Annotated in this window: 8 protein-coding genes and 1 pseudogene; 7 read left to right on the top strand and 2 right to left on the bottom strand. The window is 70.9% G+C overall.

Annotation, left to right across the window (positions count from 1 at the left end; all coding sequences use genetic code 11):
• The first annotated feature begins 215 nt into the window (after positions 1-215).
• The 6 genes from AB0D48_RS36525 to AB0D48_RS36500 all read left to right on the top strand — a co-directional run bounded on the left by AB0D48_RS36525 (position 216) and on the right by AB0D48_RS36500 (position 7,795).
• Complete coding sequence (locus AB0D48_RS36525; RefSeq protein WP_362407383.1) at positions 216-1,013, top strand: crotonase/enoyl-CoA hydratase family protein; 798 nt, start codon at positions 216-218, stop codon at positions 1,011-1,013.
• A gap of 157 nt (positions 1,014-1,170) precedes the next feature.
• On the top strand, positions 1,171-2,520 hold the full coding sequence (locus AB0D48_RS36520; protein ID WP_362407381.1) for a ricin-type beta-trefoil lectin domain protein: 1,350 nt from the start codon (positions 1,171-1,173) through the stop codon (positions 2,518-2,520).
• A gap of 439 nt (positions 2,521-2,959) precedes the next feature.
• Positions 2,960-3,127 (top strand): hypothetical protein, encoded by a 168-nt coding sequence (locus AB0D48_RS36515; RefSeq protein ID WP_362407378.1) that lies wholly within the window; start codon positions 2,960-2,962, stop codon positions 3,125-3,127.
• Between the two features lie 249 nt (positions 3,128-3,376).
• Positions 3,377-3,796 carry a VOC family protein gene (locus AB0D48_RS36510; RefSeq protein WP_362407375.1) on the top strand — a complete coding sequence of 140 codons (420 nt, stop codon included), beginning with the start codon at positions 3,377-3,379 and terminating at the stop codon, positions 3,794-3,796.
• A 227-nt stretch (positions 3,797-4,023) separates the two neighbouring features.
• Positions 4,024-5,478: an MFS transporter gene (locus AB0D48_RS36505; protein WP_362407372.1), complete on the top strand. Its 1,455-nt coding sequence runs from the start codon at positions 4,024-4,026 to the stop codon at positions 5,476-5,478.
• A 250-nt stretch (positions 5,479-5,728) separates the two neighbouring features.
• Positions 5,729-7,795, top strand: a complete 2,067-nt coding sequence (locus AB0D48_RS36500) for a SpoIIE family protein phosphatase (protein ID WP_362407369.1) — start codon at positions 5,729-5,731, stop codon at positions 7,793-7,795.
• A gap of 40 nt (positions 7,796-7,835) precedes the next feature.
• On the opposite strand, the gene AB0D48_RS36495 is transcribed toward AB0D48_RS36500, so the two are convergent.
• Complete coding sequence (locus AB0D48_RS36495; protein ID WP_362407366.1) at positions 7,836-8,999, bottom strand: hypothetical protein; 1,164 nt, start codon at positions 8,997-8,999, stop codon at positions 7,836-7,838.
• Between the two features lie 164 nt (positions 9,000-9,163).
• Here AB0D48_RS36495 and argG point away from each other — a divergent pair, with 164 nt between their 5' ends.
• Positions 9,164-10,609, top strand: a complete 1,446-nt coding sequence (argG, locus tag AB0D48_RS36490) for an argininosuccinate synthase (protein WP_362407363.1) — start codon at positions 9,164-9,166, stop codon at positions 10,607-10,609.
• Positions 10,610-10,623: 14 nt separating this feature from the next.
• Here argG and AB0D48_RS36485 read toward each other — a convergent pair.
• Positions 10,624-10,705, bottom strand: a pseudogene (locus AB0D48_RS36485) (DUF5324 family protein); the annotation flags it as partial.

Genomic DNA, 10,705 nt, shown 5'->3' with positions numbered 1-10,705 from the left:
GACTGGCCGAAGCGGGCGGGGGCATTCTCGCCCCCCGCCGTCTGCGGCGCGGTGTGCTCCTCCGCGTCGGCCAGGGCCTTCGCCGCCTTCCGATCGGTTTCCTGCACAGACGGTTGGGGCGGGTCCCGGGCTGGTTAGTCTGCTGACGACCGCCACGCACGAAGGTCCGGCGGCCAATTCCTTACGCGCACCGCGAGCCAGGAGACGACCACCCCATGGCATCCGAGCACGACACGCCCTCCGATCCCGTACGCGTCCACCGCCGCGGCCCGGTGACGACGATCAGCCTGAACCGGCCCCACGTCCGCAATGCGGTGGACCGGGTCACCGCGACGGCGCTGGCGGACGCCTTCCGGGCATTCGACGCCGACCCGGAAGCGTCCGTCGCCGTCCTCCACGGTGAGGGAGGAACCTTCTGCGCCGGTGCCGACCTGAAGGCCATCAGCGACGGCGACGGCAACCGGGTCGCCGCGGACGGCGACGGCCCGATGGGCGTCTCCCGGATGCGGCTCTCCAAGCCGGTCATCGCCGCCGTCAGCGGACACGCGGTCGCCGGTGGCCTGGAACTGGCTCTCTGGGCGGACCTCAGGGTGGCCGACGAAAGCGCGGTGTTCGGAGTGTTCTGCCGCCGCTGGGGTGTACCGCTGATCGACGGCGGCACGGTACGGCTGCCGCGTCTGATCGGCACGAGCAGGGCGATGGACATGATCCTCACCGGCCGGGCGGTCGAGGCCGCCGAGGCCCTCCACATCGGCCTCGCCAACCGGGTGGTTCCCGTCGGAGAGGCGTTGGCGACGGCCCAGGAACTCGCGGCGCACCTGGCGCGGTTCCCGCAGACCTGTATGCGCCACGACCGCATGTCGGTCCTCGCACAGGAAGGCCTCGACGAGAACACGGCCCTTGCCATCGAGTTCGGGCACGGCACCGTCTCGCTCGCCGCCGAAGCCGTGACCGGGGCCACCCGGTTCGCCTCCGGAGCCGGACGCCACGGCCTCGACGGCGCGCCTGCCTGACCGGGTGAGGTCCTGCGGCCAACACGGTTGGCTGCAGGGGACTTTGGTGAACTGACCTATCATCTAGGCGATTCTCGCCCGCCCCTGCCACCGCAGTACCGGGGCCGGGGCCGGGGCGGGAAGTGATTCTTGATGAGAGGGCAATGAGCACTTGCGATTGACAGGCAAGCACCGGATATCCATCCTCGCGGCGGCGGCCGCCGCGGCGGCGATCGTGGGAAGTCTGCAACTCCCCTCCAGCGCGTTCGGCACCGAGGACACCGGGGACACCGGGGACACGGGGAACACCGCGTCCGCGTCCGCGACCTCCGAGTCCGCGCCGCCGACCGGGGAGGCACCCGACTCCCACGCGGAGGACTCCGCCACCTCCAGCAGCGACAGCACCGCCTTCAAGAACGGCGTCATGTCCCTGGGCACGGAGGCGACCCGCCCCGCGGCGAGGTCCGCCGCGGCCGCCGCACCCGCACCGCCCCAGGGCGAGGGGTGGAAGCTGAGCGGCTCGACCAAGTGGCTGCAGACCGGCTACACGATCAAGTTCTACGACCAGAAGTCCGCGGACTGGCTGGCCCCGTACGTGCAGGCCTCCGCCGCGGACCTGCGGCGCATTACGAACCTGCCCGTCACCGTCGACACCAAGCCGGTCGGCTGGGACTACGCCAGGCCCAGGGGCGAAGTGGTCGTCGGGGTCCTGCACCGCCCGTGCGTCCCGCCGGCCGAAGGCGGGAGCATGGGCAGTACGGGCTGGAAGGTCGTCCGCGACGGTTCGGGCAGCGCGAGCCTCAGCTGCGGCTTCACCGCTTCATCCCTGCCCGAGACCGTGACCAGCGGGCACGCCTACATAGACGACGAGTTCTTCACCTCGGCCGGCAAACCCACGGCCGCCACGGGTGAGACGTACATGCGCAACCACATCAGCCACGAACTCGGACACACGCTGGGCCTGACGCACGCCAACCGCAGCCTGACCAAGAGCGACTGCGTCAAGGGGACCGACTCCGGCCAGTTCCCGGTCATGTGCACGCCCACGTACGCCTACCAGGACAAGCGGGCCGGAACCTACGTCCAGCAGTTCGACGTACAGGGCCTGCGCCTCCTCGCCGCCGGCGCCGGCGCCACGCTGTCCCCGCAGGGCAAGGTGACCGGGCTCGGCGCCAAGTGCCTGGACGTCAAGGGCGGAAAGGCGGTCAACGGCACGCAGATCCAGCTCTACACGTGCAACGGCTCCGCGGCACAGTCGTGGATCGTGGGCAAGGACGGTACGTTCCGCGCGTTCGGCAAGTGCCTCGACAACGCGCGCAACGCGAGCACCGACGGCAACAAGATCAGCCTCTACGACTGCAACGGCTCCGCGGCGCAGCGCTGGTCCGTGAACGCCAAGGGCCAGATCGTCCACATGGCCTCCGGCAAGGTCCTCGACGTGACCGGCGGCGCGACCGCCAACGGCACCGTGGTCCAGCTCTACACGGCGAACACGAACAAGCGCCAGGTCTGGGTCACACCGAAGTAGCCCGGGCCCACCTCCGTGCGCCGTACCCGGGAGGTACGGCGCACGGTGTCCGACGCCGGTCGGGAAGGTGTGTCAGCAGTTCTCGATCACCTGGACGTCCTTGATCGGCGGACCGCAGGCATGTGCATGCGGGCAGGCCGATGAACGTTTCAGCAGGTCAGCGACTTGATCGGTCGATCATCGGGGCCACGGGGACAGTCGGGGGCCGATCGGGTGAGGGGGACCGATCCCTTGGCCGGAGGGACTCCCAACATGCCGACGGCAGCCACAGGCTTTCCCCTGCCGGGCGGTCCGCGCCGGGCCGCCGACAGCAGGTGCCGGCCGACACGCATGCCTGCTGCGGTGAAACCCCCTGCGCCCCCGATGGGAGTCCTGCTGTGGGACTGACGACAGCGACGATCGCCGCCTCCTGTCCGCAGGCCACGGTCTCGTCAGCGGGGTGGGCGGCGGCCTCCTGGGCGGCACCGCCAAGAAGGCCGTGGGCGTCAACCCGTACAAGGACATCCTGGGCATCGTCTCCAAGGGGTACAACGAGGTCCAGAAGTTCGCGCTGACCCAGGGCCAGGACGATCAGCCGCAGATGCACCAGGAGCTGCACGACCGCTGACCGCCGGCGCACGGGAGGGACTCTTCAGCTCAGACCAGGAGCGGAGGGTCCTGCCGGGGTCCCCACGGCCCGTGAGCAGAGGTACTGGAAGCGGATCTACAATGCGGAGGACCGAGACACGCGGCCCGGGCCGTCGGGGCGTTCGCCGGGCCGTACTGCGAAGTCCCCCGGCGCCATTGCGATGATCACTGACGACGAGGACGAGTTGCCGGAGTCCTACCACTTCCCGGCCGAGCACACGGTGGCGGCATGACCCGGCCGAGCAGCGGGATGCTGCACCATGTCGAGATGTGGGTGCCCGACCTCGACCGGGCCGTCGTCTCCTTCGGCTGGCTGCTGGAGACCCTGGGCTACACGCCGTTCCAGAGCTGGAGCAACGGACGCAGCTGGCGGCTCGGAGCGACCTACCTGGTCTTCGAGCAGTCCCCTGCCCTCACCGCCGACGAGCACGACAGACAACGGCCCGGGCTGAACCATCTGGCGTTCCACATCGAGGATCACCACACCATGGAATCGCTGGTCGCGGAGGCACCGGGGCACGGCTGGAGCCTGATGTTTCCCGACCGGCACCCGCACGCCGGGGGCGCACGGACGTACGCCGCCTATCTGGAGAACACCGACGGCTTCGAAGTCGAACTCGTCGTCATGGACCCATTCGCAGCAGACTGATGACGATCACCCCGTCCCCAGGTCCTTGACGAGGGCTCGCTTGCGGATCGACCAGAGCGTGGGTCGTTGACGGGAACGGTGAGGGCGAGCTGTATAGGGTCTGGAGAACCGTGCCCCTCGGGGCGGCGGCGGCCGGCCCCCGTGCGCCCGCCCCGCCCCACACGGGTGTCCCGGCGGGCCCGTATGCGCAGACGTGACCGACCATCAGGAGTACTGCCGTGGGACCCGTGGAGAGCTCATCTGCGCCCGGCGGCTTCGGTCGGAACCGTGAGACGGGGACGCTGGTGCTGCTGTCCTTCGCCATGCTGATCGTTTCGCTCGACCAGTACATCGTGGTCGTGGCACTGCCCGACATCGCACGCGACCTCGGCTATTCCGCTCAGACGCTCCAGTCGGTCATCAGCGCCTATGCCGTGGCATCGGCCGGCTTCCTCCTGTTCGGCGGACGCGCCGCCGACCTGCTCGGACGGCGCCGCATCCTGGCCACCGGCCTCGCGCTCTATGCGGGAGCAGCGCTCGTGGGAGGCCTCTCGACCAGTGCCGCAATGCTCCTCGTCGCACGGGCGGTCCAGGGTCTCGGCGGGGCCCTCGTCTTCCCCACCACCCTGGCACTCATCAACACCACCTTCGCCGAAGGCCGCGCACGCAACCGCGCACTGGGAATCTGGGGCGGGTCAGGCGCGGCCGGGCTCGTCATCGGCGTGCTGCTCGGCGGTCTGCTGACACAGGCGTTCGGCTGGGAATCGGTCTTCCTCGTCAACGTCGCCCTGGCCGGCCCAGCGCTGTTGCTCGCCTTCGTAGTGATCCCCCGGGACGGTGAACGCGAGAAGGGCCGCACGTTCGACCTGCCCGGTGCGCTCAGCGTCACTCTCGGCGTCACCCTCCTCGTGTTCGTCCTCGTACAAGGCCCCGGACAGGGCTGGCTTTCGCCGGCCATCGTGGGCAGCGCAGCGGCGGGCCTCCTGTTGGTCGGAGCCTTCGTCATCATCGAGCGCCGCAGCTCCGACCCGCTGATGCCACCCCGGCTGCTCTCCCATCCCCATCTGATCACCGGCGTTGTCATCGCCTTCATGTTCATGGCGACCTTCGGCTCCGTGCTCTACTTCCTGTCCCTCTACTTCCAGGAGGTGCTGGGCTACGACGCTCTGCAGACCGGCGCCGGCTTCCTCATCCCCACGGCCGTGGTCGTGGCCGGTTCGACAACCGCGGGCCAGTTCGTGACGCGGTTCGGTCTCCGGCGCACCTTGGCCGCGGCCCTCGCCGTCGGAGCGCTCGGTGCGGTCGCACTCGGCTTCGCGATCTCGCCGAACGGCACGTACCTCGAGCTCGTCCCCGGCCTCGTGGCGCTCAGCATCGGCGACGGAGTGGTCTTCACCGCCATGTTCATCGCCGCCGCCACCGGAATCCCCGCCCGGCAGCAGGGCATCGCCTCCGGCATTGCCTCCACCGGCTCGGGCGTGGGCGCCGCCGTCGGCCTCGCCGTCCTCGTCCTGGTGGCGACCGCCGGCCTCGACGGCCTTTCCGGTGAACAGCTTCGCACCGCCACCGCCGAGGGGATCAGCACCACGCTCTTCGTCGTGGCGGGGGGAATCGTGCTGACCTTCCTCGTCGCGCTGGGCCGGTGCCCGGCACCGTCCGATCCGGTTCCCGCCCCCGTGCCGTACCAGACCCGGCGCTGCTGACGGCCTCCGGGACCCGCGGCCGCCTGACGGACGAAGCAGGGTCGCCGCCTCCGGTCAGGAGGCGGCGACGCGCCGAACGGCAGACGATGGACTCCTGGAGACACGGATCGCGGAGGCCCTGCCCGAGCGACTCGGGGCCTGACCACGTCCGGGGAATGCAGGGGCGAGGAAGGCAAGCCGACGAGCAAGCCGTCGGAGGCGAGCCGAGGAAGGCAGGGCAGGGCGGCACGGCGTTGGGTGCAGGTGCCACATGGACGAGCACATTCCGGTCGACGAACTGATCAGCGGCGCGGCACAGGCCGCCGGCGGATGGCTGGGCGCGCTGCCGGTCGCTCTCGTCGCCACCAGCGCCGACGGGACGATCGTGCGCTGGAACCAGATCGCGCAGGAATTGCTGGGCTACGCACCGCCGCAGATGCTGGGCCGCAACATCGCCGATCTGCTCCATCCAGGAGCCGACCGCAGTCTCGGGAGCTCCCTCTGGGAGGCCGCGGCCTCCGGACGGGGCGTGATGGGCACGGTGACCGCCTGGCACCGCGACGGGAACCCGCTGGAACTGGAAATCTGGGCCTCTCCGGTGTCCGACCGCCAGCACGGCACGGCATCGGTGCTGGTCTTCGCCGCCGACGCCCACGCGGCCCGGCGCCTGCGCGGATCGTCGGCGGTATGGGACGGCCTGTTCGCCCGCTCACCCGTCGGCATCGCCATCCTTGATACACAGCTGCGGTTCTTGCAGGTCAACGCCGCGCTGGAAGCCATGAACGGGCTGCCCGAGTCGGCGCACGTAGGGCGCCGCCTGGCCGAAATCCTCCCCGAGGTGAACGCCTTGGAGATGGAGGCGGCCATGCGGCAGGTCATGGACACCGGGAAGCCGGTCCTCGATCGCCGCCGGGTCGGCCGGACTCCGGCCGCGGCGGACCACGACCGGGTGTGGTCGTGCTCCTACGTGCGGGTGGAGGATCCCGCCGGCATGCCGATCGGTGTCATCGCCTCGCTCGTCGACATCACCGAGCAGCAGCGCGACCACGTGGAAGCCGAAGCCGGCCGACGCCGGCTCGCCCTGCTCAGTGAGGCCAGCATGCGCGTCGGCTCCAGCCTGGACCTGGAGCGGACCGCGCAGGAACTGGCCGACCTGGCCGTGCCGCGCCTCGCCGATACCGTCACGGTGGACGTACTGGATGCGCTCGCCCGCGGTGACGAGCCCGGCGCGGGGCTGAGCGGCGGGGTCGCCCTGCGGCGACTGGGCAAAGCTCCGCTGTCCGGATCGACGGTCACCGACGTCCTCGCCCGCCTCGGCAGCACGCTCACCTTCCCCGCATCCGCCCCTTACACCCAGGCCCTCGCGGCCCGGCAGCCCTTCCTGATCGCCCGCCTCGACGAACAGGCCGTCGCCCCCGCCGCCCGGTACACGGCCAAACCCGCGGAACTGCTCGCGGTGGGTGTGCACTCGTTCCTCATGGCACCCCTCGTGGCCCGGGAGTCTGTGCTCGGCGTCGCCACCTTCTACCGCACCCGCCCGAGCGGACCCTTCGGCTCCGAAGACGTCACCCTCGCCGCCGAGCTCGCCGCACGCGCCGCGCTCAACATCGACAACGCACGGCTCTACCACCGTGAGCACGAGACCGCGGTGATCCTCCAGCGCAGCATGCTGCCCCAGCACATCTCCCCGCCCCGCGGCATCGCGGTCAGCCACCGCTACCTCCCCGCGAGCGACGTCAACGAGGTCGGTGGGGACTGGTACGACGTCCTGCCCCTGACCGGCGGGAAGGCGGCGCTGCTCATCGGCGACGTCATGGGGCACGGCATCGCCGCAGCCGCGGTCATGGGCCGGCTGTCCGCCTCCGTACGTTCCCTCGCACGCCTCGACCTGTCGCCCGTCCGGCTGCTGCACCAGCTGGAAGCCGCCCTCTCCGACCTGGCCGAGCCGATGATCGCCACGCTCCTGTACATCGTCTGCGATCCGGCCACGGGCCGCTGTACCGTCACCCGGGCCGGACATCCGCCGCCCGTCCTCGCGCTGCCCGACGGCACGGTCCAGCTCCTGGACACCCCGCCCGGCGTTCCGCTGGGGGTCGGGGGAGTCGCCTTCACCCCCACCGAGATCGAGGTGCCTGCCGGCGGCATCCTCGTGCTCTACACCGACGGACTGATCGAAGCCCGCGGGCGCGACCTCGACGAGCGGTTGGCCGAGCTGACGCAGCTCCTCGCGGAGCCCCAGCGTCAACTGGACCACGTCTGCGACTCGCTGATCACCCACCTCGTACCGGCGGCGGCCGACGACGACATCGCGCTCCTCGTCGCACGCATCGGCTACTGACGGCTGAAGGACAACGGGCCGTTCAGCGGCGACGATCACGTCAGGCGGAGCCCCGGCCGGAGGCCGTGGCGACGGCCGTCTCGGCGCGGCCGACGGCCACCCGCAGGGTCACGGCAGCCACGACGCCCGCCGCCAGCCCGAAGGTCAGGGCGGCCGGGATGCCACCAGCGATGCCGGCGAAGGGCTGCAGCATCCCCCAGCGAAAGGCCGCCCCGTCCGTCGCCACCCCCAGCAGCTGGCTCGCCAGCAGCCCGAGGACGGTCGCGCAGACGGCGCCCGCCGCCATCGCCGGGATGCTGGCCCGGGTGAGCAGTGAGGGCAGCCGCCGCAGCGTCCACCACACCACGACGAGCAGCAGGACGTCGGCGGCGCGGTACAGGAGCCAGCTGCCGAGCGGCGCGCCCGCCGGGCCGGCCCAGGCGCCGAGCAGCAGCCACTGGCGCAGGAGATCGCCCGGTTCGGCGAACAGCCCGCCGTCCGGGGAGACCGTCTGGAGCGCGGCGGCGACCGGCTGGTACGAGAGGACCACCAGGGACAGTGCGATCACCGCGGTCCCGGCGGTGGCGGCCAGGCGGGCGGCGCGCGCGGGGACGATGTTCTGCGGCAGCCGGCCGGCGCCCTTGGCGGTGATCCGCGCCGCGAGGACCGTCACCGCCGCGGCGACCAGAGCGGTCGCCACCAGGACTTGGCGCCCGGAGGAGATCACGCCCGCCAGCTGTGGCAGGAAGCGGTAGCTGCCGTGCCCCTGCGCGGCGATCAGCCACGGCGACGAGACGGTCACCGCCAGGGTCCCGGCCACCAGGCCCCAGGCCCACACCGCGAGCAGCGTGGCCGGCATCCGGCCGTGCACCGGCGGCAGCCTGCGGATCAGGAGCAGCGCCACGGGCACGAAGAAGGCGAAGACCGCGCCGAACCGGATCTGCATCCCGGTGGCGTACAGCGCGACGTAGCGGGTGCTGCCGGCCCCGGCTCCGGCCGTGTCTCCGATCCCGCCGGACACTTCGGCACCGAGCGGAAGTGCGGCCGGCGGCTCGTACGACCAGGGGACGAGCCAGCGTTCGAGTTCGGCGGCGGCCTGGCCGCCGATCACGCCCGTGGTGCCCGGCAAGTGCAGTGCCTGCGCACTCGCCCCGGCCCACCAGAGGAACGCTGTGAGCAGCAGGCCTCCGGCCAGTGCCGGTATCGCTGCGCGCCCGTATGTCATGTACTGTCCCCCGCCTGCCCGCATCCGGTGAATCCCCTGGTCAGGGGATGTGAGCTGATGATCACACATGGATCGCGGCCACATGTCGCCATTCCCCGGCGACGTGGACGACGGTCTGCACCCTCCGTGTTGCATGAATATGCGCGATGATGCATACTCTTTCCATGTCCAAGGTCCTCACCTCCCTCCCCGCCGGCGAGCGCGTCGGCATCGCCTTCTCCGGCGGTCTCGACACGTCGGTCGCGGTCGCGTGGATGCGCGACAAGGGCGCCATCCCCTGCACCTACACCGCCGACATCGGCCAGTACGACGAGCCCGACATCGCCTCGGTGCCCGGCCGTGCGCAGGCCTACGGTGCCGAGATCGCGCGCCTGGTCGACTGCCGCGCAGCGCTGGTCGAGGAGGGGCTGGCCGCGCTCACCTGCGGGGCGTTCCACATCCGCTCGGGCGGGCGTTCCTACTTCAACACCACGCCGCTCGGCCGCGCCGTCACGGGCACCCTCCTGGTCCGGGCGATGCTCGAGGACGACGTACAGATCTGGGGCGACGGCTCGACGTTCAAGGGCAACGACATCGAGCGGTTCTACCGTTACGGTCTGCTCGCCAACCCGCACCTGCGGATCTACAAGCCCTGGCTGGACGCGGACTTCGTGACCGAGCTCGGCGGCCGCAAGGAAATGTCGGAGTGGCTCCTCGCCCACGACCTGCCGTACCGCGACAGCACCGAGAAGGCGTACTCCACCGACGCCAACATCTGGGGCGCCACCCACGAGGCCAAGACCCTGGAGCACCTCGATACCGGCGTGGAGACCGTCGACCCGATCATGGGCGTGCGGTTCTGGGACCCCTCGGTCGAGATCGCCACCGAGGACGTGACCATCGGCTTCGACCAGGGCCGCCCGGTGACGATCAACGGCAAGGAGTTCGCCTCCCCCGTCGACCTGGTGATGGAGGCGAACGCCATCGGCGGCCGCCACGGCATGGGCATGTCCGACCACATCGAGAACCGGATCATCGAGGCCAAGAGCCGCGGCATCTACGAGGCGCCCGGCATGGCCCTCCTGCACGCGGCCTACGAGCGCCTGGTCAACGCGATCCACAACGAGGACACCGTCGCCCAGTACCACAACGAGGGACGGCGCCTGGGCCGGCTGATGTACGAGGGCCGCTGGCTGGACCCGCAGGCGCTGATGGTGCGCGAGTCGCTGCAGCGCTGGGTCGGTACGGCCGTCACCGGCGAGGTGACGCTGCGGCTGCGGCGCGGTGAGGACTACTCGATCCTCGACACCTCGGGCCCGGCGTTCAGCTACCACCCGGACAAGCTGTCGATGGAGCGCACCGAGGACTCGGCGTTCGGCCCGGTGGACCGGATCGGCCAGCTCACCATGCGCAACCTCGACATCGCCGACTCGCGCGCCAAGCTGGAGCAGTACGCCGGGCTCGGCCTGATCGGCACCGGCCACCCCGCCATCGGCGCCGCCCAGGCGGCCGCGACCGGGCTGATCGGCACCCTGCAGGAGGGCGGCGCCGAGGCCATCGCCTCCCGCGGCGAGGTCTCCGGTGACGAGGAGATGCTGGACCGTGCCGCGATGGAGTTCGGCACGGACTGACCTGCCTCGCCGAGATGCACGGCGGCATCCTTGGCGGTTCCTGCGTACGGCGCCACCACTTCCGCCGCGTGCCGCACACTCTCCCTGGCGTTCTCG

It is taken from the genome of Streptomyces sp. NPDC048269, assembly GCF_040652395.1.
Classification (GTDB): domain Bacteria; phylum Actinomycetota; class Actinomycetes; order Streptomycetales; family Streptomycetaceae; genus Streptomyces.
The sequence above is the reverse complement of the archived record's forward strand: the minus strand, read 5'-3'. Positions and strand labels throughout refer to the sequence as shown.

Coding starts and splice junctions, on each gene's coding strand:
- AB0D48_RS36525 (WP_362407383.1), top strand. CDS start 216: ATGGCATCCGAGCACGACACGCCCTCCGATCCCGTACGCGTCCACCGC.
- AB0D48_RS36510 (WP_362407375.1), top strand. CDS start 3,377: ATGACCCGGCCGAGCAGCGGGATGCTGCACCATGTCGAGATGTGGGTG.
- AB0D48_RS36500 (WP_362407369.1), top strand. CDS start 5,729: ATGGACGAGCACATTCCGGTCGACGAACTGATCAGCGGCGCGGCACAG.
- AB0D48_RS36495 (WP_362407366.1), bottom strand. CDS start 8,999: ATGACATACGGGCGCGCAGCGATACCGGCACTGGCCGGAGGCCTGCTG.
- argG (WP_362407363.1), top strand. CDS start 9,164: ATGTCCAAGGTCCTCACCTCCCTCCCCGCCGGCGAGCGCGTCGGCATC.